The following is a 26,427-nucleotide window of genomic DNA, read 5'->3' on the forward strand; positions in this document are numbered from 1 at the left end:
GACCTCATTCAGGCGTCGGGTGAGCAGGTGGCCTCGGGCGTCGAGCTCGTCTCGGCCTCGGGCAAGAGCCTTGCCGAGATCATCTCCGAGGTCGGCGACGTCAGCCGCGTCGTCTCGGAGATCGCGCGCCGGGCGCAGGAGCAGGCGGTGTCCTTGCGTGAGGTGTCGACGGCGGCCGACCAGATGGACAAGGTCACGCAGCAGAACGCGGCGATGGTCGAGCAGGCGACGGCGGCCGCGCAGACGCTGGCGAACGAGACGGACGAGCTTGCGCGCCTGATTGCCGAGTTCAGGACGGCGGCGACCGCCAACCATGCCCGCCAGAGCGAGCGCGCCGCCCAGCGGACCGCGAACGTCGCCAAGCGCGCCGCGCCTCGCCCGATGGTGCAGATGAAGCCGGTCGCGCAAGGTAACGCTGCCTTGACCGCTTTGGAGGACAATTGGGAAGAGTTCTGAGCGGCGTCCTTCCGTGGGAGGACTGGCGGCGGTGCCCGCCGGTCCAGAAGGCAGGCATGTGTCTTCGGTCCGCGACCGATGGGGTGGGGCAGGGAGTGAAATGGTAAAGGATCGTCGCTTCAGGAGCGTCACCCTGGCCCGGGTCGAGCGGGTGGAGCCGCACGAGGACGGGACGATCGCCGTGTTCGGCATGACGGGGTCGGGCGATGCTGTCGCCCTGACCGTTCAACCCGCTGCGATCCGCGACCTCCTGATCGGTCTTCAGTCGGCGGCGTTGCCGGTCGACTGACGCGCCGAGCCGAGGGCTCGGCTGAACTTCCTCGAGGATCGAGTCATGACGATGGTGAACTGTCGCCCGGGACGCCAGATCTGGCGCCCCGGGTGAACGCGTTCGCCGGCACGCATGAGATCGTCAGCCGCGCTGGTCCGCTTCGACGAGGCTGCTCGCGTCGGTACGAGCCCGGACCGACAAGACCTGACATGCCAGCCTGCGGCGCCGGATAGGCCGATGAACGGAGACTCGAAGCCTCATTAGTTTCCAAGACGCCTTTCGCCAGTGCGGCGGGCGAAGCCGGATCCGTTTCCGCCGGGCGTTCATGGCCCGAGCTTCGATCCCGCCGACGAAGCCACCGTGGGTCCTTGCGACAAGCGTCTATGCCGCCCGCGAGTTTCGAAGCTGCGATCCCTCGGCCGCCACCGTCTCGCATCGCACCGCCTGCCCCGAACGCAAAACGCCCTGCCGGGGGAGGACCGGCAGGGCGTCATGGGTAAAGCCAGCGTGGGAGGAACGCGGGCTTCGATCCGCTTCGGCCGTTGGGAGGAGAGTGGCCGACGCGAAACCTTCAAAAACCGTTAGCGGCTGGCCTGACGGGCCACGGCCGGGATGTCGGAGCGCGAGATGCCGAGGTCGGCGAGCTCGCGGTTGGACAGCCTATTCAACTCGTTGGCGGTTTCGCGAGCCTTGCGGAAGGAGCGGAGGGCATTGGCGAAGCGCATGGGATGGTCCCTTTCTGTGCGGCCTCTCGTCGATGGTGGCCGCGTCTCTCGTTTCTTTCGACACCCGGAACATAGTCGCGCGGCACTGCGGAAAGGAGCGCAAAGTCCGCAGAACAGCCATGCAGGCGCTCGCTATCTCGCCCGTGCAAGGCAGCCTTGCGCCCGGCGCGGGGTTTGGCCGCAGATGCAACCCTTGTTTGCTTCAAAGGCTTCTACTTCGCATCTCGTGAGGCGGCGAAGGGCCGCCTCCGGCAATCGAAAAGCACCGCATCGACATGGCACGCTTCACGGACAAGGTCGTCATCATCACAGGCGCCGCATCGGGCATCGGGGAGGGCGCCGCCCGGCGCTTCGCGGCGGAAGGGGCGACGCTCGTCCTCAACGACCGCGACGCGCAGGGGCTGTCGAAGGTCGCAGCGAGCCTTTCGAACGCGCGCGTCGAGACGCTGGCCGGCGACGTGTCGCAGATGGCCGACTGCGAGGCGCTGGTGGCGCACGCGACCAAGGCTTTCGGCCGCATCGACGTCCTCGTCAACAACGCCGGCGTCGACCATCTCGGCAAGCTCGACGAGGGCGACTTCTCCGCCTTCACGACGGTGATCGAGAGCGATCTCTACGGCGTCGTCCAGATGAGCCGCGCGGCGATCGCCGCCTTGCGCGCCTCGCGCGGGGCGATCGTCAACGTCTCATCGGTCTCGGGCCTCGGTGGCGACTGGAACCACAGCTTCTACTGCGCGGCCAAGGGCGCAGTGACGAACTTCACCCGCGCGCTCAGCCTGGACGAGGCGAAGAACGGCGTGCGCGTCAATGCGGTCAACCCGTCGCTCACCTATACCGGCCTCACCGCCGGCATGCAGGACCAGCCCGACCTCATCGCCGAGTTCGAGGCGCGGATCCCGATGGGCCGCGGCGCGCAGCCGGACGACATTACCGGGGCCATCGCCTTCCTCGCCAGCGAGGACGCCCACTACATCACGGGCGTCAACCTGCCGGTGGACGGCGGCCTGTCGGCCTCGAACGGCCAGCCGCCGCTGCGCTGAGCTTGCGACCGCTCCGATTGTGGATCGCCGGGTAAGGGCCGGTCAGGGATAACGCTCCATTAAGTCGGGCGTCCTAGCGTCCCCCGCGAAAGGGGGACGCCCATGCGTTTCATAGCGATCCCGAGCCTTCTGGCCGTCCTGGCGCTCGCCGGCTGCGCCTCGGCCCCGAAGAGCACCGGCAACGCCTGCGCCATCTTCAGCCAGCGCGACGGGCTCCTGTCGGACTGGCGGGCCGATGCCCGGCGCGCATCCGCCGAGTTCGGCGTTCCGGTCCACGTGCTGATGGCGACGATCCAGGCGGAATCCAACTTCGAGGCGCGCGCCCGACCGCCGCGCCGCTGGATCCTCGGCTTCATACCGGGCAAGCGTATCTCGACCGCCTACGGCTATGCGCAGGTGCTCGATGGCACCTGGGACGACTACCAGCGCCGCACCGGGCGCCATGCCGACCGGCGCAACGACTTTGCCGACGCGGTGCGCTTCATCGGCTGGTACCATGCCGACAGCGCGCGCCGGCTCGGCATCGACAAGAGCGACGCCTACCGCCTCTACCTCGCCTACCATTCCGGACATGCGGGCTACGAGCGCGGCGTCTGGCGCAGCCGCCCGGAGGCGCTGCGCGGCGCCAAGCGGGCGCAGGACATGGCCCGCCGCTACGCCGCCCAGCTCGCGCGCTGCTGACGCGTCCGTTCCGGCAATCGGCTGGGGAGCCGGTGCTTTGCGGCCATAGCTTCGACCTATGGCCGCCAGCCGCGATCCGTCTTTGCCAAACCGGGCGTCGGGCCCGACATAAGGGGGCGACCTCTCTGTCGGAGCGCCCATGGACACCCTGTCGACCCCCGACGCGCACGGCGACATCCGCGAGGCCGTGCGCGCGCTCTGCGCCGGGTTCCCGCCCGAGTACCATCGCGAGGTGGACGAGGCGCGCGCCTATCCCGAAGCCTTCGTCGAGGCGCTCACGAAGGCCGGCTGGCTGGCGGCGCTGATCCCGGAGGAATACGGCGGCTCCGGCCTCGGGCTGACGGAAGCCTCCGTCATCATGGAGGAGATCAACCGATCGGGCGGCAATTCGGGCGCCTGCCACGGCCAGATGTACAACATGACGACGCTGGTGCGGCACGGGTCGGACTGGCAGCGCCGCACCTTCCTGCCGGAGATCGCCAGCGGCGAGCTGCGGCTCCAGTCGATGGGCGTCACTGAGCCGACCGCCGGAACCGACACGACGAAGATCAAGACGACCGCCGTTCGCCGGGGCGATCGCTGGGTGATCAACGGCCAGAAGGTTTGGATCAGCCGCGTGCAACATTCCGACCTGATGATCCTCCTCGCGCGCACCACGCCGCTCGATCGGGTCGCGAAGAAGTCGGACGGCCTGTCGATCTTTCTCGTCGATCTGCGCGAGGCGATCGGGCGAGGGCTCGCCGTCCAGCCGATCCGCAACATGGTCAACCACGAGACCAACGAGCTGTTCTTCGACGATCTCGAAATCCCGGCCGAGAACCTCATTGGCGAGGAGGGCGAGGGCTTCCGCTACATCCTGACCGGGCTCAATGCCGAGCGCGCGCTGATCGCCGCCGAGTGCATTGGCGACGGCTACTGGTTCGTCGATAAGGTCACGGCCTATGCCAGGGAGCGCGTCGTGTTCGGTCGCCCGATCGGCCAGAACCAGGGCGTCCAGTTCCCGATCGCCGAGAGCTTCATCGAACTGAAGGCGGCCGACCTCATGCGCTACGAGGCGTGCCGGCTCTACGACGCCGGCCGGCCTTGCGGGGCCGAGGCCAACATGGCGAAATACCTGGCGGCCAAGGCGAGCTGGGAGGCGGCCAACGCGTGCATCCAGTTCCATGGCGGCTTCGGCTTCGCGGCGGAATACGATGTCGAGCGCAAGTTCCGCGAGACGCGGCTCTATCAGGTGGCCCCGATCTCGACCAACCTCATCCTCTCCTATGTCGCCGAGCACATGCTCGGCCTGCCGCGGTCGTTCTGATGCCCGAAAACCTCGATCATCTGCGGGACTGGATCGGGCGGGAGGAGCGGCGCGCGGACTGGCTGACGCCCGATCTCGCCGCGAAGTTCCACGCGACGCTGGCGCTGCCGGGTGCACCCCCTGCCGAGGGTGAGCCCGCCCCGCCGATGATCCATTTGTGCCTCGCGCAGCCGGCCCTTCCGCCCGATGCTCTGGGTGGTGACGGACACCCGCAGCTCGGAACCTTCCTGCCGCCGGTGCCGCTGCCGCGCCGGATGTGGGCCGGGGGAGACCTGCGCTTCCATGCGCCGCTGCTGGTCGGCGAGCGCGTGACGCGCGTCTCGCGCATCGCCGGCGTCACCCCGAAGATCGGCCGCACCGGGCCGCTCTGCTTCATCGACGTCGAGCACGAGATCCGGGTCGGGGACGACAGCCGCGTCGCCGAGACGCAGACGCTCGTCTATCGCGGCGACGACGCCCCCGCGCCGCCGGCCGCCGAACCGGCGCCGGAGGGCGAGACGGTCCGCGACGTCGAGACCACGCCGACGCTCCTCTTCCGCTACTCCGCGCTCACCTTCAACGGGCACCGCATCCATTACGACCGGCGCTACGCCCGCGAGGTCGAGCACTATCCGGGTCTCGTGGTCCATGGTCCGATGCAGGCGACGCTTCTCTGCCTCCTCGCCGCCGAGATCGCCGGCCAGACGCCCCGGCGCTTCCGCTTCCGCAGCCTGTCGACGATCTTCGACGGTGACGGGCTGCGCCTTCATGCGCGGCGCACCGAGGCCGGTGTGTCGCTCTGGACTTCGCGCCCCGGCGGGCCGCTCGCGATGTCGGCCGAGGCCGAGTTCGCCTGACGCAAGCGTGAGAGGTCCGGAAACCGGACCACTCGCCAGACCCGATCGATCGGCCTAAGCTGACGGGACAGGGTGTCGGCCGATTCGCGTGGTCGACGCATCGTTTCTCGAGGGGAGGGGAGGCCTCAAGGGATGACCACGCAACCGATCCGCGCCGGCGTCGTCGGGCTCGGCTCCATGGGGCTCGGCATCGCCGCGTCGCTGGTGCGCGCCGGCATCGAGACATGGGGCTTCGATCCCAATCCCACGGCTGGCAAGGCCTTCGCGGACAAGGGCGGCCACGTCGCCGCGTCCCCGGCCGAGGTCGGCGCGCAGGCGGACGTTCTCTTCTGCGTCGTCGTCAACGCCGCGCAGGCGGAGGCCGCGCTTCTCGGAGAGGCCGGCGCGGTGGGCGCCATGGCGCCCGGCTCAGTCGTCGTCCAGTGCGCGACCTGCGCGCCCGACGCCGTGCGCGCGCTGGCCCGGCCGATCCTTGAGGCCGGGCTCCTCTTCATCGACGGACCGATCTCGGGCGGCGCCGCCAAGGCCGCAACGGGCGAGATCACGGTCATGGCGTCCGGCGACCCGGCGGCCTTCGCGAAGGCCCGGCCCGCCTTCGACGCCGTGGCGGCCAAGGTGTTCGATCTCGGTCCCGAGATCGGCGCTGGAAGCCAGGTCAAGCTCGTGAACCAGCTCCTGGCGGGCGTCCACATCGCGGCCGCAGCCGAAGCCATGGCCTACGGCATCTCTGGCGGCTGCGACCCGAAGGCGCTGTTCGAGGTGATCACGGCGAGCGCCGGCAATTCCTGGATGTTCGAGAACCGCGTGCCCCACATCCTCGACGACGACTACGTGCCGCGCTCGGCGGTCGATATCTTCGTCAAGGACCTCGGGCTCGTCCACGGCAGCGCCCACGCCCGTAAGTTCCCGCTGCCTTTGACGGCGCAGGCGCTGCAGATGTTCACGCAGGCCTCCGCCATGGGCCTCGGCCGCGAGGACGACGCGGCCGTCGTGAAGATCTTCCCCGGTGTCGCGCTGCCGTCGCGCGACGGCAAGGACCCGGCCTGAATGTCGGCGCCGCTTCTCGGCTGCATCGCCGACGACTTCACCGGCGCGACCGATCTCGCCAGCCAGCTCGTCTCGGCCGGCATGCGCGTCGTGCAGACGATCGGCGTGCCGGACGGGCCGCTCGACACGCCATGCGATGCGGTGGTCGTCTCGCTGAAGTCGCGCACGGTCGCGCCGGCGCAAGCCGTCCGCCAGTCGCTGGAGGCGCTGGATTGGCTGCGCGGCCGGGGCGCCGGGCGCTTCTTCTTCAAGTACTGCTCGACCTTCGATTCGACGCCGGAAGGCAATATCGGGCCGGTGACCGACGCGCTCCTCGACGCGCTCGGTCAGGACTTCACGCTCGCCGTGCCCTCGCTGCCGGCCAACCGCCGCACCGTCTACAACGGCTATCTCTTCGCAGGCGACGTGCTCCTCAACGAAAGCGGCATGCAGGACCACCCGCTCACCCCGATGCGCGACGCCTTCCTGCCGCGCGTCCTCGCCCCGCAGACGCGGCACAAGGTCGGCCTCGTCAGCCATCTTGCGCTGGCCGGGGGCGCGGCGGGCGTGCGCGCGCGGATCGCGGAGCTGCGCTGCGAGGGCGTCGGCATCGCCGTCTGCGACACGCTGGACCACGACGATCTCGTCGCGATCGCCGAGGGCTCGAGCGACCTTTCGCTCGTCACCGGCGGCTCCGGCCTCGGCCTCACGATCCCGGCGACCTTTCCGGGCTTTTTGCCAAGGGGCGACGCCGCCCGGCTCGATCCCATCGGCGGCCGGGCGCTGGTCGTCGCCGGCAGCTGCTCGCGCGCGACGCTGGCGCAGGTCGAGCACGCGAGGGCGCATATGCCGGCGATGGCGGTCGACGTCGACGCGCTGTTTTCGGACGCGCAAGGCCACAGCGATGCGCTGGTGGCGTTCGCCGCCGACCGAGACGGCGACCGGCCGGTGCTGATCCATGCCAGCATGCCGCCTGAGCGCCTGCGCGCGGTGCAGGAACGGTACGGCGTGGCGCAGTCGGGCGAGCGCGTGGAGCATGCGCTCGCAACCGTTGCCCGCCGGCTGGTCGAGGCGGGCGGCGTGCGCCGGATCCTCGTGGCCGGCGGCGAGACGTCCGGCGCGGTGGTGAGCGCGCTCGGCGTGACGAACCTTCGCATCGGTCCGACGATCGATCCCGGCGTGCCCTGGACGCAGAGCGTCGGCACCGCCGAACCGCTGGCGCTGGCGCTGAAATCCGGCAATTTCGGCGGGCCCGACATTATGACCCGCGCCTTCGAGCGCCTCGCATGACGATGTCGCCCGCCGAAGCCTCGCTGCGCGAGGAGATGGCGCGGATCGGTGCGGAGTTCCGCGCACTCGGCCTTGCACCCGGCACATCCGGCAATCTCAGCGCGCGCCTCGACGACGGCTGGCTGATGACGCCGACCAACGTCGCGCTCGGCGACCTCGTGCCGGAGCGCATCTCCAAGCTCGACTGGGACGGCAACCATCTGGCCGGCGACAAGCCGACCAAGGAAGCCGTCCTCCACCGCGCGTTCTACGAGAACCGGCCGGGCACCGGCGCCGTGGTTCATCTCCATGCGCCCCACGCCGTCGCCCTGTCCTGCCTCGACGGGCTGGACGCGGAGAGCTGCATTCCGCCGATCACCCCCTACTTCGTGATGCGCGTCGGGCGGCTGCCGCTCCAGCCTTACTTTCGGCCGGGAGATCCGGCGATGGGCGAGGCGGTGGCGCGGATGGCGGATACGCGCTCCAGCGTGCTTCTCGCCAATCACGGTCCGGTCGTGTCCGGCCCGACGCTGGCCACTGCCAAGGCCGCGATGGAGGAACTCGAGGAGACCGCGCGCCTCGCGCTTCTCCTCCACGGACGGCCGGTGCGCGTTCTCGGCGAGGACGAGATCCAGCCGCTGCGCGAGACGTTCGGCGCCATCTGGTAGCGATCGGAGGACACCACCCATGCCGCGCTTTGCCGCCAACCTCACTATGATGTTCAACGAGGTGCCGTTCCTCGACCGCTTCGCCGAGGCCGGGCGCGCGGGCTTTGCCGGCGTCGAGTTCCTGTTTCCCTACGAGTGGGAGGCCGAGGCGATCGCCGAGCGGCTGCGCGAGAACGCGCTGACGCAGGCTCTCTTCAACATGCCGCCGGGCGACTGGGCGGCCGGCGAGCGCGGCATCGCCTGCCTGCCGGGCCGCGAGGCGGAGTTCACGCAAGGGGTCGAGACGGCGGTGCGCTACGCGCGGACGCTCGGCTGCCGACGGGTGCACGCGATGGCCGGGCTCCTGCCGGCCGGCACCGAGCGCGACCAGGCGCTCGACCGCTACCGGCGCAACATCGCGGCCGCCGCGCGCCGCCTTGCCGACGACGGCCTGACGCTCGTGATCGAGCCGATCAACACGCGCGACATGCCGGGCTATCTCCTCAACCACCAGAGCGAGGCGCACGCCCTCGTCGCCGAGATCGGCGAGCCGAACCTCAAGATCCAGATGGACTTATACCACGCCCAGATCATGGACGGGGACCTGTGGCGTCTGTTCGAGGCCAACCAGGGGACGGTCGGGCACATCCAGATCGCCTCCGTTCCCGACCGTCATGAACCGGACGAAGGCGAGGTGAACTACCCCTGGCTGTTCGAGCGGCTCGACGCGGCGGGCTACGATGGCTGGGTCGGCTGCGAATACCGGCCACGGGGCGACACCCGCGCCGGCCTCGGCTGGTTCGCGCCGCAGCGTTGACGGGTCAGATCGTCCGTCCGCCGTCGACCTCGAGGATGACGCCCGTCACGAAGCGGGCCTCGTCGGAGGCGAGATAGAGGCAGGCGCCGGCGACGTCGTCGGGCTCCGACAGGCGGCCGAGCGGGATCGTCGCGATGAACTTCGCTCGGTTCTCGGGCGTGTCGGGCAGGCCCATGAAGCTTTCCAGAAGCGCCGTCGCGCCCATCACCGGGGCAATGGCATTGACGCGGATGCCGCGCGGGGAGAGCTCCACCGCCAGCGAGCGGCTGAGCATGTTCACGGCGCCCTTCGAGCCGTTGTACCAGGTGAGGCCGGGGCGCGGGCGCAGGCCCGCGGTCGATCCGATGTTGAGGATGACGCCCGACCCTTGCGCCGAGAAGACCGGCAGGCTCGCCTGGACCGAGTGGTAGATCGACTTGACGTTGATGGCGTAGACCCGGTCGAACTCGTCCTCCGTGACCTCCTCCAGCGGCTTGTTGCGATGGGTCCAGCCGGCATTGTTGACGAGGATGTCGAGCCGTCCACCGTTCCGCGTCGCCTCGGCCACCGCGCGCTCGAAGTCCTCGCGACGCGTCACGTCGCCCTTGAGGCTCGCCGCCGCTGCACCAATCTCGCCCGCGACGCGCTGTCCGCCGTCCTCGTCGAGGTCCATGATCACGACGCGGGCGCCCTCGCGTGCGAAGGCCTTGGCGATCGCCGCGCCGAACCCGGATGCCGCGCCCGTCACCAGCGCCGATTTGCCGTCCAGCCGTCCCGTCATGTCGTGCGATCCTCCCAAATCATGGCAGAGCATATGGCGGAAGGCCCCGACGCGGCGAGCCCGCTTAAGCCGCGTCCTCCACACGGCCGGCGGGGGCGAATTCGCGGCGCAGCGCCTCGGTCTGCTGCCCGAGCGCCGGAACGGCACGGAACGCCGGGTCCTGCCCGTCGAAGCGCGCGCCGGGCGCGAGATAGGCGACCGGGCCGGCCGGCGTCTCGACCGTCACGAAGCGGTTCTGCGGGTGGTCGGCAAGATCCTGCATCGAGCTGACGCGGCCATAGGCAATGCGTGCCTTTTCCAGCCGCTCGATCATCTCCGGCCGGTCGGCCATGGCGAAGGCACCGGTGACGATCGCATCGAGCTTCTCGCGGTTGGCGACGCGCCGGGAGTTGTCGGAAAACAGGGGATCGCCCGCCAACTCCGGCACCAGCAGGACGTCGCGGCAGAGATTGGCCCATTCCCGCTCGTTCTGGATCGAGAACAGGACGGAGGCCCCGTCGCGGCAGGCGTAGGCGCCGTAGGGCGCGATGGTCGGATGGTTGAGCCCCGAGCGCGCCGGCTCCTTGCCGCCATAGACATATTGCAGGTACGGCACGTTCATCCAGTCGGCGAGCGCGTGGAAGAGCGACACGTCGATGTGCCGTCCCTCGCCGGTCTTCGCCCGGCCGATCAGCGCCTGCAGCACCGCCTGGAAGGCCGTCATGCCGGCGGCGATGTCGCAGACCGACACGCCGACGCGCGCCATGCCGTGCTCGTTGCCGGTGATGTTCGACAGGCCGCTCTCCGCCTGCACGAGGAGATCGTAGGCCTTGAGGTCGCGATACGGGCCCTCGTCGCCATAGCCCGAGATCGAGCAGGTGATGAGGCGCGGGTTGCGGCGGCGGAGCTCAGTGGGCGGAAATCCCAGCTTGTCGATCGCGCCGGGCGCGAGGTTCTGGACGAAGACGTCGGCCGCATCGATCATGCGCGCGAGCACCGCGTTGTCGGCCCCCGACTTCAGGTCGAGGCAGACCGACTCCTTGCCCCGGTTGAGCCAGACGAAATAGGCGCTCTCGCCCTTCACCAGATGGTCGTAGCCGCGGGCGAAATCGCCCTCCGGCCGCTCCACCTTGATGACGCGCGCGCCCGCGTCCGCCAGCCGGCTCGACACATAGGGTGCCGCGACCGCCTGTTCGACGGAGACGACGACAAGACCTTCGAGATCGGTGTTCATCGGCTCGGATTCTCGTTTCTCGGATGCTTGGCACTCAACGACGGACGCGCCGCACACGCCAATAGCGATGCGCGAGACGCTCCATAACCCGTCGATATGGGCGCCGGCAGCGCATAGGGATCCCCTATGACTGCCAGCGCGAAAGCCTATTTCCCGTCGGGCGGCCGCTGGCCCGACAACCCCCGGGTCCGTGGTGTCGACGAGACAGGAAAGACCCCATGCCGTCCACGATCAGCGACGCCGCGCTGTTCCTCTTCGTGCCGGGCGACCGCCCGGAGCGTTTCGCGAAGGCGTTCTCGGCCGGTGCCGACGCGGTGATCCTCGATCTCGAGGACGCCGTCGCGTCGGACGCGAAGGCGCGTGCCCGCGAGGCGATCGAGGCTGCCAAACCCAAGATCGCGGACGCGCCCTGCGCCGTTCTCCTGCGCATCAACGCGGTGGCCGACGCGGGGCATGCGGCCGACGTCGCGCTCGCCCGAAGGCTGCCTATCGCGGGCATCATGCTGGCGAAGGCCGAGCGCGCGGGCGATGTCGAGCGGGTCGCCGAGGCGTCGGGCAAGCCCGTGGTGGCACTGGTCGAGAGCGCGCTGGGGCTTGGCGAGCTTCGGGAGATCGCGGGCGTCGCGGCGCGCTTGGCCTTCGGCACGTTCGACTATGCCGCCGATCTCGGCTGCCGGCCGACTCGCGAGGCGCTGGCCGCCGCGCGCCACGAGTTCGTTCTGGCCAGCCGCCTCAAGGCTCGTCCCGGCCCGATCGACGGTGTCACGGCGGCGACGCGCGACGAGGCCCTGATCGAGGCCGACGCGGCCTATGCCGCCGAGCTCGGCTTTTCCGCAAAGCTCCTGATCCATCCCGCTCAGGTTCCGCCGGCCGCGCGCGGGTTCGCACCGGACGCCGAGGCGGTCGCCTGGGCCGCGCGGGTCCTCGACGCCGGCCAGGGCGGGGGCGCCGTGTCGCTCGATGGCGAGTTGGTGGACGCGCCGGTGATCCTGCGCGCGCAGGCGATTTTGGCGGCCGCCGCGCGGGCGGGCCGGGGAGGACGATGATGAGTTCGCAAGGGGCCCCGATCCGGGAGGCGGATCTCGTCTCCTCCGTCGCCGACGCGCTGCAGTACATCGCGGTGTTCCACCCGCCGAGCTTCGTCCGAAGCCTCGCCGCCGCCTATGAGCGCGAGGAGAGCCCCGCGGCGCGCGACGCGATCCGCCAGATCCTGATCAACTCGCGCATGGCGGCCTTCGGCCGGCGCCCGATCTGCCAGGACACGGGCACGGTGAACGTCTTCGTCAAGCTCGGCATCGGCGCGCGCATCGAGACGGCGCGCCCGCTCACTGACCTCATCAACGAGGGCGTCGCACGCGCCTACACCGACCCCGACAACCCGCTCCGCGCCTCGATCGTCCGCGATCCGCTGTTCGGCCGGACGAACACCGGCGACAACACGCCGGCCGTCGTGCATTTCGACGTCGTGGCCGGCGATGCGCTGACGATCACGGTCGCCGCCAAGGGCGGCGGCTCGGAGAACAAGGCGAAGTTCGCCAACCTCGCGCCCGCGGCCTCCGTGTCGGACTGGGTGGTCGAGACGGTCGAGACGCTCGGCGCCGGCTGGTGCCCGCCGGGGCTGCTTGGGATCGGCGTGGGCGGCACGGCCGAGAAGTCGATGATGATGGCGAAGGAAGCCCTTCTCGAGCCGATCGACATGGCCGAACTCCTTCGCCGAGGCCCGTCCTCGCCGATCGAGGAGATGCGGCTCGAGATCCACGAGCGCGTCAACGCGCTCGGCATCGGGGCGCAGGGGCTCGGCGGCCTGACGACCGTCGTCGACGTGAAGATCCGCTCGCATCCCTGCCATGCGGCGTCCAAGCCCGTCGGCCTCATCCCGCAATGCGCCGCCGACCGGCATCTCACCTTCACCCTCGACGGTTCCGGCCCGGCTCGGCTGACCCCGCCGGACCTCTCGCTCTGGCCCGAGCTCGACATGGGCGAGCAGAGCGCCGGTGTGCGGCGCATCGATCTCGACCGCCTGACGCGCGAGGAGGTGGCGACCTGGCGGGCCGGCGAGACGCTGCTTCTGTCGGGGCGAATGCTGACCGGGCGCGACGCCGCCCACAAGCGGATAGTCGACATGATCCGCCGTGGCGAGCCGCTGCCGGTCGCTCTGAAGGACCGTGCGATCTACTATGTCGGGCCGGTCGACCCGGTGCGAGAGGAGGTCGTCGGCCCGGCCGGCCCGACCACGGCCACCCGCATGGACGGCTTCACCGATCTCGTGCTCGACGCGACCGGCCTTCTCGTGATGATCGGCAAGGCCGAACGGGGACCCGCCGCGATCGAGAGCATCCGTCGCTACGGCGCGGCCTACCTGATCGCCGTCGGCGGCGCGGCCTATCTCGTCTCTAAGGCCGTGAAGGCGGCGCGTGTCCTCGCCTTTGCCGATCTCGGCATGGAGGCGATCCACGAGTTCGTGGTGGAGGACATGCCGGTCACCGTGGCGGTCGATGCCGAGGGCAACTCGATCCACCGAACTGGCCCCTCGCAGTGGCGCCGTCCGGCGGTAACCGTCAAAGGCTCGGTGCCGGTCTGACGCGGCAGGTTCTCGCGGTGGAAAGGGGATGGTGCGGGCGGTCGGACTCGAACCGACATATCCGTGAGGACGGCGGATTTTGAGTCCGCTGCGTCTACCAATTCCGCCACGCCCGCAGCGGGCGCCGCCTTGGCCGCGCCGCGATCCTCTTGCCAGAAAAGCGCGAATGCGTCCATAGCGCCCGGCGGGCGGGCGGCGTGACGCGGCGGCATCGGAGCGGAGTTTTCAAGGACATGGCGGGGCAGGTCACATTCCAGGGTCGCACGGGCTTCCGGCAGACCCTTTCGGCAGCGCTGCTCGCGGGCGGCATGGCGGCGACGGTCGGGGGCGCGCTCCTGTTCCAGCATGTCGGCGGCTACATGCCCTGCGCCCTCTGTCTGGAGCAGCGGACGCCCTACTACATCGGCATTCCCGTGGCGCTGGCGGCGCTCGCGGCGTCGAAGCTCCGCGCACCGGCCATCGTGACGCGCGGCCTTCTTCTGGTCGTCGGGCTCCTGATGCTCTGGGCAGCTGCCCTCGGCGTCTACCATGCCGGCGTCGAGTGGGGATTCTGGGCCGGACCCGCCGACTGCGCGGCGGGCGGCGCGGTGGATCTTTCCGTCGATCTCCTGTCCTCGATCGACGCGGTGCGTCCGCCCTCCTGCTCGGAGGCGGCACTGCGCATCCTCGGCGTGTCGCTCGCCGGCTGGAACGCGCTGATCGCCACCGTGCTCGCGGCGCTGGCGCTGCGCAGCGCGCTGGCGCGGGGCGACCGCTTCGCCTGAACGAGAAAAGCCCGCCGACCTTGCAGGTCGCGCGGGCTTCTATTCGGCTTCCAACTCGGTGTCCCAGTAGAGATAGTCGAGCCAGCTTTCGTGCAGGAAGTTCGGCGGGAATTGCCGGCCGTTGTTGTGCAGGTCGTGCACGGTCGGCTGGTATGGCGTCTGGTGCGGGTGCATCCCCGCGTCGCGCGGCATCAGGCCGCCCTTCTTGAGGTTGCAGGGCGAGCAGGCGGCGACGACGTTTTCCCAGGTGGTGAGGCCGCCGCGCGAGCGCGGGATCACGTGGTCGAAGGTCAACTCGTGCGGCGAGCCGCAGTACTGGCACTGGAAGCGGTCGCGCAGGAACACGTTGAAGCGCGTGAAGGCTGGGTGCCGGGCCGGCTTCACGTAGGACTTCAGGCACACGACCGAGGGTAGCCGCATCGAGAAGGTCGGGCTGTGAACGGCCCGGTCGTACTCGGCAAGGATCGTCACGCGGTCGAGGAACACGGCCTTGATCGCGTCCTGCCACGACCACAAGGACAGCGGATAGTAGCTCAGCGGGCGATAGTCGGCGTTGAGGACAAGCGCCGGAGACAAGGAAGACGGCACTGCGATCGTCAAGGAGCTTCTCCTTCACGCAAGGCAGAGGTTTCGCAAGAACGGGAGCCGGTTTTGCGAAACCGTATGCTCATGCACGTTTCATATGCGTCACCTTTATCGTGGCCTATCGTGTCGCCTTTGTGAAGCCTTTGGCGTCGCTTGCAAAACGCCATGCACAGACAGGTCGGACCCCTGCGGCGTCACGCCTCGCCCGGCGGCGCTGCGACGGGCGCAGCATCGCGCCGGAGGAGCGCGGCGTAATAGGCCCAGAACAGCCGCGCGGCGACCGAGCGGTGGGGCCGCCAGGCGGCGGCCGCCTGCGCCACCACGCGCTCGGGCGGCCGCTCCCCGAGCCCGAGGCCGCGGCCCACCGCAATTCGCAGCGCGAGGTCGCCGGCGGGGAAGATGTCGGGATGGCCGACCCCGAAGAGGAGATGGCACTCCGCCGTCCAGCGCCCGATGCCCGGCAGCGCGACGAGCGCCGCCACCGCCTCGTCGGCCGGCATGAGCGCCACCCGGTCGAGCGCGAGGTCGCCGCGCAGGATCGCCGCCGCGACCGCCCGCAACGTGCGCATCTTGGCGGCGGAAAGCCCCGCCTCGCGCAGCGTCTCGTCGGATGCGTGGGCGAGAGCGCCGGCGTCGGACAGGTCGACCAGCCGCGCGAGGCGGCCGAGGATCGCGGTCGCGCTGGCGCGCGAGACCTGCTGGGCGACCACGGTCGCGACGAGGCCGTCGAGACCGGGCGAACCGGGGCGGAGGGGAACGGTGCCGGCGGTGGCTGCGATCGGCCGAAGGCGCGTGTCGAGCACGAGAAGGGCTGCGAGGTCGCGCTCCACATCTCCTTGTGTCCGGATCATCGCCCGCTCCTTTTCGCCGCCCGGACCGCATGAGATAGGGGAGCATGGTCGCCGCTCCGCCCGTCTTTCGATTCGCGCCGAGCCCGAACGGGCTCCTGCATCTCGGGCACGCCGCGTCGGCGCTCATGAATGCCGATCTTGCCGCTGCGAGCGGGGGGCGCCTCCTCCTGCGTCTCGAGGACATCGACCCTGTCCGCTGCACGCCGGAGCTGGAAGCCATGCTTTTGGAGGACGTCGCCTGGCTCGGCGTTCCCTTCGAGACGCCGGTGCGTCGGCAGAGCGAGCATTTCGACGACTACCGCGCGGCGCTCGACGTCCTCGTCGCCGAAGGCCTCGCCTATCCCGCCTTCATGACGCGAGGCGAGATCCGCCGCCATGCCGCCGCCTTCGAGGCGCGCGAGGGGCGTCCGTGGCCGCTCGATCCCGATGGCGCGCCGCTCTACCCCGCCCTCGACCGATCGCGCGGCGGCCGGGAGCGTAAGCTGAAAATCGCGTCCGGCGCGCCTTTCGCCTGGCGTCTCGACATGACGGCCGCGCTGCGGCGGCTCGGGCGACCGCTCGCCTTCCTGGAGACCGGCGGTGGCGAGGCGATCGAGATCGCGGCCGAGCCGGCGCTCTGGGGCGACGTGGTGCTGGCGCGCCGCGAGACGCCGACGAGCTACCATCTGTCGGTGGTGGTGGACGATGCCCTCCAGGGTATCACGCATGTCGTGCGCGGACGCGACCTTCTGGCCTCGACCTCGGTGCACCGGGTGCTTCAGGCGCTTCTCGCGCTGCCCGTGCCGGTCTATCGCCATCACGACCTCGTCCTCGGGCCGGACGGGCGCAAGCTCTCGAAGAGCCGGGGCGACGTGGCGCTTCGCACGCTGCGCGAGGCCGGGCTCTCGCCCGCCGACATCCGCCGCATGGTGGGGCTCACGGCACCAGAGCCAGCCACCCCGTCAGCGTCAGGGCCGACAGGAGCGTCGATAGAACGATGACGCCGGCCGCCAGCCGCTCGCCGGTGCGGAAAAAGGTCGCGAAGAGATAGGCGTTGACGCCGACGGGGCAGGCGGCGGCCGCCACCGCGACGGCCAGCCACAGCGGCGGCAGGATGGCGACGCCGACGGCGAAGACGATCCCCGGCTGCACGAGAAGCGCCAGCGCAGCGAGGGCGAGCGGCGCCGCGCGGTCGGAACCGATGGGAAAGCGCACCATCGACATGCCGAGCGCGAAGAGCGCCGTCGGCCCCGCGGTTCCCGCCACCAGCCGGACCACCTCGCCGTGCGGCCCGTCGAGCGGCAGGCCGGTCCAGCGCCAGAGCGCGCCGAGCGCCAGACCTACCACCAGCGCGTTGCGCGACAGGTTGCGCGCGACCTGCCCGACGACGCGGCGCGGCGAGAACGAGGCCGTCTCGCCCCGGTCGCGCGCGTCGCCGAGCCCGGCCCGCTCCAGAAGCAGCGTCGAGACCAGCATCATGGTCGGCAGGTGGATCGCGAGCAGCAGGGCGAGGACGTCGAGCCCTTCGCGGCCGAAGGCGCGCTCGGTCATCGGCACGCCGACGAAGATGAGGTTGGAGAAGCTCGCCGAGACGCCGGCGATCACCGCGCCGCGCCGGTCGGTGCCCGCAAAGCGCCGTCCGATCCACATTCCGGCGGCATAGACCGGCGCAACGCCCGCGAAATACGCGATCCAGAGAAGGAGAGGGTTCGCCTCGCCGAAGTCGGCCGTGGCGACCGTGCGGAACATCAGGGCGGGCACCGCGACCTTGAACACGAAGCCCGACAGCGCGTCGCCGGTCGAGCCAGGGAGGTAGCCGGCCTTCGCCGACAGCGTGCCGAGCGCGATCAGGACGAAGATCGGGGCGACGACGGAAAGGACGAGCGTCATGGCATCTCGGCTGCGGCGGATCGTGCCTCCCGTTACCGCGGCAGACCGGGCGAGGCGAGGCGCAATCGAACGGCCCGCGGGCTTGACGCATGCCGCCCGGCTGGTATCGCGGGCTTGTCGCCGGAACGATCGCGAGATCGTGCGGCGCTGCATGAAAGGATCTTCGGGCCTTGCGCCGGCTTCTTCCCTTCTTCCCGGCCATCTTCGTGTTTCTGTGGTCCACCGGCTTCGTCGGCGCGCGCTACGCCATGCCCCATGTCGAGCCGTTCACGTTCCTCTCGATGCGCTATGCGCTAGCGCTCGTGATCCTCGTGCCGATGGCCGCCTTCGCGCTGCGCAGTGCCAAGGGCGTGACGGTGCCGCGTCTCGCCCATGCCGCGTTTGCCGGCAGCCTCATCCATGGGCTCTATCTCGGCGGCGTGTTCTTCGCCGTGCGCCACGGGCTGCCGGCTGGCGTGACGGCGCTGGTGGCAGGGCTGCAGCCGCTCCTCACCGCGCTTCTCGCCGCCTCGCTCATTGGCGAGCGGGTCACCGCGCGGCACTGGATGGGGCTCGGCGTCGGCCTCGTCGGCGTCGGCCTCGTGGTCGCGCCCAAGCTCGGGAACGCCGGCGGCTTCACGATCGGGCAGCTGATGCCGGCGCTCGGCGCCGTCGCCGGCATCTCGCTCGGCACCGTGTGGCAGAAGCGGTTCGTCGGCAGCCTCGACCTGCGCGTCGGAACGGCGGTTCAATATGTCGGGGCGCTGCTGCCGACCTTCATGGCCGCCTATGCCTTCGAGACCATGCAGGTCGACTGGGCCGCCGAAATGGTGCTCGCGCTGGTCTGGCTGACGCTGGCGCTGTCGATCGGGGCGATCTTCCTGCTTCTCTACCTCATCCGCGAAGGGGCGGTCTCGCGCGTCGCCTCGCTGATGTATCTGGTGCCGGCCGTCACCGCGCTGCAGACCTTCGTGCTCTTCGGCGAGCAGCTGACCGCGGTGCAGCTTCTCGGCATGGCGCTGGCGGCCGGCGGCGTCGCGGCGGCCACCGGCGCGCTGCAGATCGGCCGGCGCGGCCGCGAGGCATGACGTCGCGGTGCTCGCGCACGCGCGCGTGAACACCTATATCCCGCCCAGCGGCCAGCAGCCGGAAAGAAGCCAGATGTCGACGATCTTCACCATCCTCGCCGTGATTTTCATGGTCGCGGTCGCCGTGGTCCTCGTTATGGGCCTTGCCAACATGATGCGCGGCGGTCCGGGCAACACCTCGCAGAAGCTGATGCGCGCGCGCGTCATGCTGCAGGCGATCGCGGTCGCCGTGATCGTGGGCGCCCTCTACTTCGCACGCTGAGCCGTTTTCCCGGCCGCGCCGCGTCCTAGATGGGGCGCGACATGGCGACGGGGAAACTAAGCATGGTCCGGCTCACCAAGATTTACACGCGCACCGGCGACAAGGGGACGACGGCGCTCGGCAGCGGCGAGCGGCGCCTCAAGAGCGATCTCAGGATCGAGGCTTACGGCACGGTGGACGAGGCGAACTCGCTGATCGGCGTCGCGCGCCTCGACGCGTCGCCCGAACTCGACGCCAGCCTGTCGCGCATTCAGAACGACCTCTTCGATCTCGGCGCCGATCTCGCGACCCCCGAAACCGACGAACCGCTGCCGTTCGAGCGGCTGGCGATCGTGCCGGCGCAGGTCGACTGGCTGGAGCGCGAGATCGACCGGCTGAATGCCGACCTCCAGCCTCTAAACTCCTTCGTTCTTCCCGCCGGCGCCGCGACGTCGAGCCGGTTGCACGTCGCCCGCACCGTCGCGCGACGGGCCGAGCGGCATATGGTCGAGCTGTCGCGCCGCGAGGGCGAGCGCGTCTCGAACGCTGCGCTGAAATACGTCAATCGCCTGTCGGACTATCTCTTCGTCGCGGCGCGCCATGCGAACGACGGCGGGCGCGGCGACGTCCTGTGGGTGCCCGGCGCGAACCGCTGAACGCTTTGACCTTTACGTCAAAGGAATATAGCGTCCAGCGCGATCCATCGAGCCGGGCTGCCATCCGCTCGCTTGAACCCGCTTCGCCGTCTCCTTAAGACAGTCGGAGCTTGAGAGACCGGCCCGAAGCGCGACTCGAAACGGGCCAAGACAGGGAAGCCCCGCATGAAGATTCTCGTCTGCGTGAAGCGTGTCGTCGACTACAACGTGAAGGTCCGGGTGAAGGCGGACGGGACGGGCGTCGAGCTCGCCAACGTGAAGATGTCGATGAACCCGTTCGACGAGATCGCGGTGGAGGAGGCGCTGCGCCTTAGGGAGAAGGGTGCGGCCACCGAGATCGTCGTGGTATCGGCCGGCCCGGCCCAGGCGCAGGAGACGATCCGCACGGCGCTCGCCATGGGTGCCGACCGCGGCATCCTCGTGAAGGCCGAAGGGCGTCTCGAGCCGCTCACCGTGGCCAAGCTCCTCAAGGGCGTCGTCGAGGCCGAGAAGCCCGACCTCGTGATCCTCGGCAAGCAGGCGATCGACGACGACTGCAACCAGACCGGCCAGATGCTCGCCGGCCTTCTCGGCTGGGCGCAGGGCACGTTCGCCTCGAAGGTCGAGGTGGCGGACGGCGCGCTGAACGTCACGCGCGAGGTGGACGGCGGTCTCCAGACGGTCGGCCTCCGGCTTCCGGCGATCATCACCACCGACCTTCGCCTCAACGAGCCGCGCTATGCCTCGCTCCCCAACATCATGAAGGCGAAGAAGAAGCCGCTGGAGGAGCGGGACGCGGCCGAGTTCGGCGTCGATCTCTCGCCCCGCCTCGAGGTCGTCAAGGTCGCCGAACCGAAGGGCCGGCAGGCGGGCGTCAAGGTCGGCTCGGTGGACGAGCTGGTTTCGGCCCTCAAGGGCGCTGGGCTGGTTTGAGCCGCCCGCGACCGACGCCCCGCTCCCTCTTTTTCGCGAGATCCGTTCCATGACCACGCTTCTGATCGCCGAACACGACAACACGACGCTCTCGGGCGAGACCGCCAAGGCGCTGACCGCCGCAAGCCAACTCGGCGGCGACGTCCATGTCCTCGTGGCCGGCGAGGGCTCCGCCGCGGTCGCCGAGGCCGCTGCCAAGCTCCAGGGCGTCGCCAAGGTGCTGCATGCCGACGCCGCCGGCCTCGGCCACCACCTCGCCGAGCCGCTGGCCGCCCTCGTCGTGCAGCTTGCCCCGAGCTATGACGCGATCGTCGCGCCGGCGACTGCGGCCCTCAAGAACGCCCTGCCGCGCGCGGCGGCGCTCCTCGACGTCATGCAGGTGTCGGACGTGATCGCCGTGCATGGCACCGATACGTTCGAGCGTCCGGTCTATGCCGGCAACGCGGTCGAGACGGTGCGCTCTACCGACAAGATCAAGGTGCTGACCGTGCGCACCGCGGCCTTCGCGGCAGCGGCCGAGGGTGGCTCGGCCTACGTCGAGAGCGTCGGGGCCGCGAGTGATCCCGCCGTGTCGAAGTTCGTCTCGGAGGCCGTCGTCCATTCCGAACGCCCGGAGCTGTCGGGCGCGAAGGTCATCGTGTCGGGCGGCCGGGCGCTGGGCTCCAAGGAGAAGTTCGAGGAGGTCATGCTGCCGCTCGCCGACAAGCTGGGCGCGGCCGTCGGCGCGTCCCGCGCGGCGGTGGACGCAGGCTACGCGCCGAACGACTGGCAGGTCGGCCAGACCGGCAAGGTCGTCGCGCCCGACCTTTACGTCGCCTGCGGCATATCGGGCGCGATCCAGCATCTCGCCGGCATGAAGGACTCCAAGGTCATCGTCGCCATCAACAAGGACGAGGATGCCCCGATCTTTCAGGTCGCCGACTACGGCCTCGTCGGCGACATCTTCCAGATCATCCCTGAACTGACCGGCAAGCTCTGACGGGGACGGATACGGAGGGCGCGATGACGAACATTCGGACGGTGGGCGTCATCGGCGCCGGGCAGATGGGCGCGGGAATCGCGCAGGTCAGCGCACAGGCGGGCTACGACGTCGTGCTCTACGACGTCAGCCTCGACCTCGCGACCAAGGGGATCGAGAAGATCGCCTCTGGTCTCGATCGGCTCGTCGCCGGCGGCAAGCTGGATGCCGAAGCGCGCGAGGCGGCGCTGAAGCGCCTCAAGCCCGCCGACGGGGTCAACGATCTCGCCCCGTGCGACCTCGTGATCGAGGCGGCGACCGAGAAGGAGGAGATCAAGCGGCGGATCTTCGCGCAGGTCTGCCCCGTGCTGCGCCCTGACGCGATCCTCGCGTCCAACACGTCCTCGATTTCGATCACGCGCCTGGCGTCCGGCACCGACCGCGCGGAGCGCTTCCTCGGCATCCATTTCATGAACCCCGTGCCGGTCATGAAGCTCGTCGAGCTGGTGCGCGGCATTGCCACCGACGACGCCGTGTTCGAGGCGTCCAAGGGCTTCGTCGCCAGCCTCGACAAGACGATGACGATCTCGGAGGACTTTCCGGGCTTCATCGTCAACCGCGTGCTGATCCCAATGATCAACGAGGCGATCTACACGCTGCACGAGGGCGTCGGCTCGGTGGAATCGATCGACGCCTCGATGCGGCTCGGCGCCAACCATCCGATGGGCCCGTTCCAGCTGGCCGACTTCATCGGACTCGATACCTGTCTGTCGATCATGCAGGTGCTGCACGACGGCCTCGCCGATTCGAAGTATCGGCCGTGCCCGCTTCTGGTGAAATATGTCGAGGCGGGATGGCTCGGCCGCAAGGTCAAGCGCGGTTTCTACGACTATCGCGGCGAGACGCCGGTCCCGACGCGCTGAGAGGTCCAAAGGCCTTGAGCGACACCACGTGCGACTCGAACGGCACGCCGCTTTCCGACGGCGACAGCGTGACCCTGATCAAGAACCTTAAGGTCAAAGGCACCAGCGTGACGCTGAAGCGCGGCACGCTGGTGAAGAATATCCGCCTGACCGGCGACCCGGATCTCGTCGAGTGCCGGGCCGAGAAGGTAAAGGACCTTGTGCTGCGGACGGAGTTCCTTAAGAAGGCCTGATCGTCAGGCGCCACCGCCCTTCAAGGCGTCGATGAGACGCAGACCGTCGGGGCTCGCCCATTCCGCCGGCCCGTTCATCGCGGCCCGCGCGCAGCCGCCCGCGTCGACCAGCAGCGTCACCGGCAGGCCGAGCGCCACGCCCTGGCGCTTCAGGTCGTTGAAGACGCCCATCGTCTCGTCGCGGTAGTAGGGCAGGGACTTGAGGCCCGTCTCGGCATAGAACCTGCGTGGCTTGGCGTCGTCGCCCATGTCGACGTTGATCGGCACCACCGCGAAGCTCTCGTCGCCCGCCTCGCGCTCGAGTTGATCGAGCGCCGGCATCTCGGCGCGGCACGGCGCGCACCACGTCGCCCAGAGATTGACGAGGAGCGACTGGCCCTTCAGGGCGGCGAGGCTGGTGTCGCGGCCATCCCCGTCCTTGAAACGCAGCGCGGAGACGTCGAACGGGGTCTCCAGCGGACGCATCGCCGCGACCTCGCCACGCGCCGCGCCGTCGAGCGCCGCCGAAAGGGCCGCCGCGGCGGGGCAGGCCGCCACCGCTTCGTTGCCAGAGCGCGTTTCCATCACGTATACGCCGAGGGCTCCGGCGAGCAGTCCGCCGGCGAGCGCAATGCTCAGGATCCGCTTCGTGCCCCAAGGCCGGGGGGCGGGGGACGGGGTCTGCTTCGGGTCGGACATCGGCAGGAAAGGCCTTTTCGTGGACAAGACGACGAGCAACGAGATGTGGGGCGGACGCTTCGCCTCCGGTCCCAGCGCGATCATGGAAGCGATCAACGCCTCGATCGACTTCGACAAGCGCCTTTACCGGGAAGACATCGTCGGGTCGATCGCCCATGCCGAAATGCTCGGGAATCAAGGCATCATCTCGGCCGAAGACGCGGCGGAAATCAGGCGCGGTCTGGAGTTGATCCGCACCGAGATCGTCGAGGGACGCTTCGCCTTCTCGAAGGCGCGCGAGGACATCCACATGAACGTGGAGGCGCGGCTTGCCGAACTGATCGGCCCGGCGGCCGGGCGTCTGCACACTGCGCGCTCGCGCAACGACCAGGTGGCCGTCGACTTCCGCCTGTTCGTGAAGGGCGCAGCACAGGACCTCGACCGGGCGCTGCGCGCGTTGCAGGAGGCGCTGCTGACCCGCGCCCAGGAGCATGCGGCGACCGTGATGCCGGGCTTCACCCATCTTCAGGCCGCTCAGCCCGTCACCTTCGGCCACCATTGCCTCGCCTATGTCGAGATGGCGGCGCGCGACCGCGGCCGGGTGCAGGATGCGATGCGCCGCATGGACGAATCGCCGCTCGGCGCCGCCGCGCTGGCCGGCACCGGCTTTCCGATCGACCGGCATCGCACGGCGGAGGCGCTCGGCTTCCGCGAGCCGACGCGCAACTCGCTGGATTCCGTCTCCGACCGCGACTACGCGCTGGAATTCCTGTCGGCCTCGGCGATCTGTGCCACGCACCTGTCGCGCCTTGCCGAAGAGATCGTGATCTGGTCGACGCCGCAGTTCGACTTCGTGCGCCTGTCGGACGCCTTCTCGACCGGTTCGTCGATCATGCCGCAGAAGAAGAATCCCGACGCCGCCGAGCTGGTGCGCGCCAAGACCGGCCGGATCGCCGGCTCGCTGGTGGCGCTCCTGACCATCATGAAAGGTCTGCCGCTCAGCTATTCCAAGGACATGCAGGAGGACAAGGAGCAGGTCTTCGACGCCGTCGACAGCTTGGCGCTGGCGCTCGCCGCGATGACCGGCATGGTGAGCGATCTCCAGGTCAATGCGGCCAAGATGCGCGCGGCGGCGGGTGCCGGCTTCTCGACCGCGACGGATCTCGCCGACTGGCTGGTGCGCGAACTCGGGCTGCCGTTCCGCGAGGCCCACCATGTGACCGGCCGCGTCGTGGCGCTCGCCGAGGAGCGTCGCGTCGCGCTGGAGGACCTGCCGCTCGCCGACCTCCGGTCGATCGAGGCGCGGATCGGCGAGGAGATCTATTCGGTCCTCTCCGTGGACGCATCGGTCGCCAGCCGGACGAGCTTCGGCGGCACGGCACCCGAGGGCGTGCGCGCACAAGCCAAGGCTTGGCGCGAGCGCTTGAGTGCCGAAGGCTAGAGAAAGCTGCGCGGACGGGGTAAGCACGAGGCAGCCGGGCGCGACGCGCCCGGACCGATGGGCGACGGGATGCCGGACAGCATGACGAAACCAGCTTACGCGATCTGCCTCGGCCTCGTGGCCGCCTTGGCGCTGGCCGGATGCGGGCGCAAGGCCGTGCCCGTGGCGACGCGTGCCGACGGGCAGGTGTCGCGAGCCATCGTTCCCGACGCGACCGGCACCGCCCGCCTGCCGAAGGTCGCGCCGCTCGCCAGCGATCGCTCGGTGCTGCCGACCGAAGTCACCACCAACCCGAATGCCGAGAAGAAGCGCTTCGTCCTCGACGGCCTTCTGAACTAGACCGCCCAAGGCGACGCCATGAACCATTTCGAATACCGGGACGGCATCCTCCATGCCGAGGGCGTCGATCTCAGGTCGATCGCGGCCGACGTCGGCACGCCGTTCTACTGCTATTCCACCGCGACGCTGACGCGGCACTACCGCGTCTTCGCCGACGCCTTCGCCGACATCGACGCCACCGTCTGCTACGCGATGAAGGCGAACTCCAACCAGGCGGTGCTGAAGACGCTGGCGGCGCTGGGTGCCGGCGCCGACGTCGTGTCGGGTGGTGAACTCGCGCGGGCGCTCGCCGCCGGCATTCCGGCGGAGAAGATCATGTTCTCCGGCGTCGGCAAGACGGCGGCCGAGATCGACGCGGGCCTCAACGCCGGCATCTTCTGCTTCAACGTCGAATCGGAACCCGAGCTTCACGCCATCTCGGTGCGCGCTTCCGCTTCGGGGCGCACCGCCCGTGTCTCGTTCCGCATCAACCCGGACGTCGACGCCCGCACGCATGTCAAGATCTCGACCGGCAAGAAGTCCGACAAGTTCGGCATCGCCTTCGAGCGTGCCGAGGCGGTCTACGACCTTGCGGCGACGCTGCCGGGCATCGCGGTCTCGGGCATCGACATGCATATCGGCTCGCAGATCGTCGATCTCGAGCCCTTCGACCTCGCCTTCGCCAAGCTCGCCGAACTCGTGCGCCGCCTGCGCGGCCGGGGCCACGACATCACCCATATCGACCTCGGCGGCGGGCTCGGCGTGCCCTACCGCCAGTCCAACGAGCTGCCGCCCGGACCCCCGGCCTATGCCGAGATCGTCAAGCGGCATGTGCGCGACCTCGGCGCCAAGGTGATCTTCGAGCCGGGCCGGCTGATCGCCGCCAATGCCGGCATCCTCGTCACCTCGGTGATCTACCGCAAGGAAGAGGCGGGTCGCACCTTCCTGATCGTCGACGCCGCGATGAACGACCTGATCCGCCCGACGCTCTACGAGGCCTGGCACGAGATCCGGCCCGTGGTGGAGCCCGATCGCGATGCCGATTTCGTGACCGCCGATGTGGTCGGCCCGGTCTGCGAGAGCGGCGACTTCCTCGCCAAGGACCGCTCGCTGCCGGCGGCGAACGCCGGCGATCTTCTCGCCGTCGCCTCGGCCGGGGCCTACGGGGCCGTGCAGTCCGGCACCTACAACACGCGGGCGCTGGTGCCCGAGGTGCTGGTGAAGTACGACGCCTACGCCGTGGTGCGCTCGCGCATGGAGGTCGAGGACCTGATTGCGCTCGACCGCCTGCCGCCCTGGCTCTGAGACCTGGGACGGCGCGGCA

The 26,427-nt window shown here is 69.6% G+C and carries 31 protein-coding genes and 1 tRNA gene; 24 read left to right on the forward strand and 8 right to left on the reverse strand.

Features of this window, described 5'->3' with window-relative positions:
• Together BM175_RS10360 and BM175_RS10365 are read left to right on the forward strand one after the other, a co-directional pair.
• Window positions 1-456: methyl-accepting chemotaxis protein (locus tag BM175_RS10360; protein ID WP_244545955.1), on the forward strand; the 456-nt coding region annotated here is incomplete at its 5' end.
• Window positions 457-556: 100 nt separating this feature from the next.
• Window positions 557-745 carry a hypothetical protein gene (locus BM175_RS10365; protein WP_090962779.1) on the forward strand — a complete coding sequence of 63 codons (189 nt, stop codon included), beginning with the start codon at window positions 557-559 and terminating at the stop codon, window positions 743-745.
• Between the two features lie 563 nt (window positions 746-1,308).
• Here BM175_RS10365 and BM175_RS10370 read toward each other — a convergent pair.
• Window positions 1,309-1,452: a DUF1127 domain-containing protein gene (locus BM175_RS10370; protein WP_090962781.1), complete on the reverse strand. Its 144-nt coding sequence runs from the start codon at window positions 1,450-1,452 to the stop codon at window positions 1,309-1,311.
• 275 nt (window positions 1,453-1,727) lie between these two features.
• Between BM175_RS10370 and budC the strand changes: the two genes are divergently transcribed.
• The 8 genes from budC (at window position 1,728) to otnI (ending at window position 9,074) form a co-directional block, all read left to right on the forward strand.
• The gene (gene budC, locus BM175_RS10375) at window positions 1,728-2,492 is read left to right on the forward strand and encodes a meso-2,3-butanediol dehydrogenase (RefSeq protein WP_175526823.1); all 765 of its coding nucleotides are present in this window, start codon (window positions 1,728-1,730) and stop codon (window positions 2,490-2,492) included.
• Between the two features lie 102 nt (window positions 2,493-2,594).
• Window positions 2,595-3,173 (forward strand): transglycosylase SLT domain-containing protein, encoded by a 579-nt coding sequence (locus BM175_RS10380; protein ID WP_090962785.1) that lies wholly within the window; start codon window positions 2,595-2,597, stop codon window positions 3,171-3,173.
• A 139-nt stretch (window positions 3,174-3,312) separates the two neighbouring features.
• The gene (locus tag BM175_RS10385) at window positions 3,313-4,479 is read left to right on the forward strand and encodes an acyl-CoA dehydrogenase family protein (protein ID WP_090962786.1); all 1,167 of its coding nucleotides are present in this window, start codon (window positions 3,313-3,315) and stop codon (window positions 4,477-4,479) included.
• Window positions 4,479-5,315, forward strand: coding sequence for an HTD2 family dehydratase (locus BM175_RS10390; protein WP_090962788.1), 837 nt, complete (start codon window positions 4,479-4,481; stop codon window positions 5,313-5,315). Before BM175_RS10385 ends, BM175_RS10390 begins: the two co-directional genes overlap by 1 nt.
• A gap of 99 nt (window positions 5,316-5,414) precedes the next feature.
• Window positions 5,415-6,362, forward strand: coding sequence for an L-threonate dehydrogenase (gene ltnD, locus BM175_RS10395; protein ID WP_342029242.1), 948 nt, complete (start codon window positions 5,415-5,417; stop codon window positions 6,360-6,362).
• Window positions 6,363-7,631, forward strand: coding sequence for a 3-oxo-tetronate kinase (gene otnK, locus BM175_RS10400; protein ID WP_090962792.1), 1,269 nt, complete (start codon window positions 6,363-6,365; stop codon window positions 7,629-7,631).
• Window positions 7,628-8,278 carry a 3-oxo-tetronate 4-phosphate decarboxylase gene (gene otnC, locus BM175_RS10405; RefSeq protein WP_244545956.1) on the forward strand — a complete coding sequence of 217 codons (651 nt, stop codon included), beginning with the start codon at window positions 7,628-7,630 and terminating at the stop codon, window positions 8,276-8,278. Before otnK ends, otnC begins: the two co-directional genes overlap by 4 nt.
• A 19-nt stretch (window positions 8,279-8,297) precedes the next feature.
• Window positions 8,298-9,074, forward strand: a complete 777-nt coding sequence (otnI, locus tag BM175_RS10410; protein WP_090962794.1) for a 2-oxo-tetronate isomerase — start codon at window positions 8,298-8,300, stop codon at window positions 9,072-9,074.
• A gap of 4 nt (window positions 9,075-9,078) precedes the next feature.
• Here the strand turns inward: otnI and BM175_RS10415 are convergent, their stop codons facing one another.
• Both BM175_RS10415 and BM175_RS10420 read right to left on the reverse strand, forming a co-directional pair.
• Window positions 9,079-9,834, reverse strand: a complete 756-nt coding sequence (locus tag BM175_RS10415; protein WP_090962796.1) for an SDR family oxidoreductase — start codon at window positions 9,832-9,834, stop codon at window positions 9,079-9,081.
• A 64-nt stretch (window positions 9,835-9,898) separates the two neighbouring features.
• On the reverse strand, window positions 9,899-11,047 hold the full coding sequence (locus BM175_RS10420; protein WP_090962798.1) for a CaiB/BaiF CoA transferase family protein: 1,149 nt from the start codon (window positions 11,045-11,047) through the stop codon (window positions 9,899-9,901).
• A gap of 218 nt (window positions 11,048-11,265) precedes the next feature.
• Between BM175_RS10420 and BM175_RS10425 the strand changes: the two genes are divergently transcribed.
• Both BM175_RS10425 and BM175_RS10430 read left to right on the forward strand, forming a co-directional pair.
• Complete coding sequence (locus tag BM175_RS10425) at window positions 11,266-12,093, forward strand: HpcH/HpaI aldolase/citrate lyase family protein (protein WP_090962800.1); 828 nt, start codon at window positions 11,266-11,268, stop codon at window positions 12,091-12,093.
• Window positions 12,093-13,628, forward strand: a complete 1,536-nt coding sequence (locus BM175_RS10430; protein WP_090962802.1) for a fumarate hydratase — start codon at window positions 12,093-12,095, stop codon at window positions 13,626-13,628. The genes BM175_RS10425 and BM175_RS10430 overlap by 1 nt, the downstream gene beginning before the upstream one ends.
• A 29-nt stretch (window positions 13,629-13,657) precedes the next feature.
• Here the strand turns inward: BM175_RS10430 and BM175_RS10435 are convergent.
• Window positions 13,658-13,744 (reverse strand) — tRNA-Leu (locus BM175_RS10435).
• Window positions 13,745-13,861: 117 nt separating this feature from the next.
• On the opposite strand from BM175_RS10435, the gene BM175_RS10440 reads away from it, so the two are divergent.
• Window positions 13,862-14,392, forward strand: coding sequence for a disulfide bond formation protein B (locus tag BM175_RS10440; protein WP_090962803.1), 531 nt, complete (start codon window positions 13,862-13,864; stop codon window positions 14,390-14,392).
• A gap of 39 nt (window positions 14,393-14,431) precedes the next feature.
• Here the strand turns inward: BM175_RS10440 and BM175_RS10445 are convergent, their stop codons facing one another.
• Entirely contained in the window at window positions 14,432-14,992 is a 561-nt protein-coding gene (locus BM175_RS10445; protein ID WP_055893092.1) for an HNH endonuclease, read from the reverse strand.
• A gap of 179 nt (window positions 14,993-15,171) precedes the next feature.
• A complete protein-coding gene (locus BM175_RS10450) occupies window positions 15,172-15,828 on the reverse strand; it encodes a DNA-3-methyladenine glycosylase family protein (RefSeq protein ID WP_090962805.1) in 657 nt (218 codons plus the stop codon).
• Window positions 15,829-15,872: 44 nt separating this feature from the next.
• Between BM175_RS10450 and gluQRS the strand changes: the two genes are divergently transcribed.
• Window positions 15,873-16,808 carry a tRNA glutamyl-Q(34) synthetase GluQRS gene (gene gluQRS, locus BM175_RS10455; RefSeq protein ID WP_090962807.1) on the forward strand — a complete coding sequence of 312 codons (936 nt, stop codon included), beginning with the start codon at window positions 15,873-15,875 and terminating at the stop codon, window positions 16,806-16,808.
• On the opposite strand, the gene BM175_RS10460 is transcribed toward gluQRS, so the two are convergent.
• A complete protein-coding gene (locus tag BM175_RS10460) occupies window positions 16,744-17,697 on the reverse strand; it encodes an AEC family transporter (RefSeq protein WP_090962809.1) in 954 nt (317 codons plus the stop codon). The two genes, gluQRS and BM175_RS10460, sit on opposite strands and share 65 nt — an antisense overlap.
• Window positions 17,698-17,867: 170 nt before the next feature.
• On the opposite strand from BM175_RS10460, the gene BM175_RS10465 reads away from it, so the two are divergent.
• From BM175_RS10465 to BM175_RS10495, 7 genes are all read left to right on the forward strand, one after another.
• Window positions 17,868-18,764, forward strand: a complete 897-nt coding sequence (locus tag BM175_RS10465; RefSeq protein WP_090962811.1) for a DMT family transporter — start codon at window positions 17,868-17,870, stop codon at window positions 18,762-18,764.
• 73 nt (window positions 18,765-18,837) lie between these two features.
• Window positions 18,838-19,026 (forward strand): twin transmembrane helix small protein, encoded by a 189-nt coding sequence (locus BM175_RS10470; RefSeq protein WP_090963055.1) that lies wholly within the window; start codon window positions 18,838-18,840, stop codon window positions 19,024-19,026.
• Between the two features lie 62 nt (window positions 19,027-19,088).
• Window positions 19,089-19,661: a cob(I)yrinic acid a,c-diamide adenosyltransferase gene (locus BM175_RS10475; protein WP_090962813.1), complete on the forward strand. Its 573-nt coding sequence runs from the start codon at window positions 19,089-19,091 to the stop codon at window positions 19,659-19,661.
• 165 nt (window positions 19,662-19,826) lie between these two features.
• Window positions 19,827-20,573: an electron transfer flavoprotein subunit beta/FixA family protein gene (locus BM175_RS10480; protein ID WP_090962814.1), complete on the forward strand. Its 747-nt coding sequence runs from the start codon at window positions 19,827-19,829 to the stop codon at window positions 20,571-20,573.
• A 49-nt stretch (window positions 20,574-20,622) separates the two neighbouring features.
• Window positions 20,623-21,552 (forward strand): electron transfer flavoprotein subunit alpha/FixB family protein, encoded by a 930-nt coding sequence (locus tag BM175_RS10485; RefSeq protein WP_090962816.1) that lies wholly within the window; start codon window positions 20,623-20,625, stop codon window positions 21,550-21,552.
• Window positions 21,553-21,575: 23 nt separating this feature from the next.
• Window positions 21,576-22,454 (forward strand): 3-hydroxybutyryl-CoA dehydrogenase, encoded by an 879-nt coding sequence (locus tag BM175_RS10490; RefSeq protein ID WP_090962818.1) that lies wholly within the window; start codon window positions 21,576-21,578, stop codon window positions 22,452-22,454.
• A 14-nt stretch (window positions 22,455-22,468) separates the two neighbouring features.
• The gene (locus BM175_RS10495) at window positions 22,469-22,687 is read left to right on the forward strand and encodes an alkylphosphonate utilization protein (protein ID WP_244545957.1); all 219 of its coding nucleotides are present in this window, start codon (window positions 22,469-22,471) and stop codon (window positions 22,685-22,687) included.
• A gap of 3 nt (window positions 22,688-22,690) precedes the next feature.
• On the opposite strand, the gene tlpA is transcribed toward BM175_RS10495, so the two are convergent.
• Entirely contained in the window at window positions 22,691-23,365 is a 675-nt protein-coding gene (tlpA, locus tag BM175_RS10500) for a thiol:disulfide interchange protein TlpA (protein WP_090963057.1), read from the reverse strand.
• Between the two features lie 43 nt (window positions 23,366-23,408).
• On the opposite strand from tlpA, the gene argH reads away from it, so the two are divergent.
• The 3 genes from argH to lysA all read left to right on the forward strand — a co-directional run bounded on the left by argH (window position 23,409) and on the right by lysA (window position 26,408).
• Entirely contained in the window at window positions 23,409-24,785 is a 1,377-nt protein-coding gene (gene argH, locus BM175_RS10505) for an argininosuccinate lyase (RefSeq protein WP_090962821.1), read from the forward strand.
• An 81-nt stretch (window positions 24,786-24,866) separates the two neighbouring features.
• Entirely contained in the window at window positions 24,867-25,124 is a 258-nt protein-coding gene (locus BM175_RS10510; protein WP_139224604.1) for a hypothetical protein, read from the forward strand.
• 18 nt (window positions 25,125-25,142) lie between these two features.
• Complete coding sequence (gene lysA / locus BM175_RS10515) at window positions 25,143-26,408, forward strand: diaminopimelate decarboxylase (RefSeq protein ID WP_090962825.1); 1,266 nt, start codon at window positions 25,143-25,145, stop codon at window positions 26,406-26,408.
• The last annotated feature ends 19 nt before the right edge of the window (window positions 26,409-26,427 follow it).

It is taken from the genome of Aureimonas phyllosphaerae (assembly GCF_900113065.1).
Classification (GTDB): Bacteria; Pseudomonadota; Alphaproteobacteria; order Rhizobiales; family Rhizobiaceae; genus Aureimonas; species Aureimonas phyllosphaerae.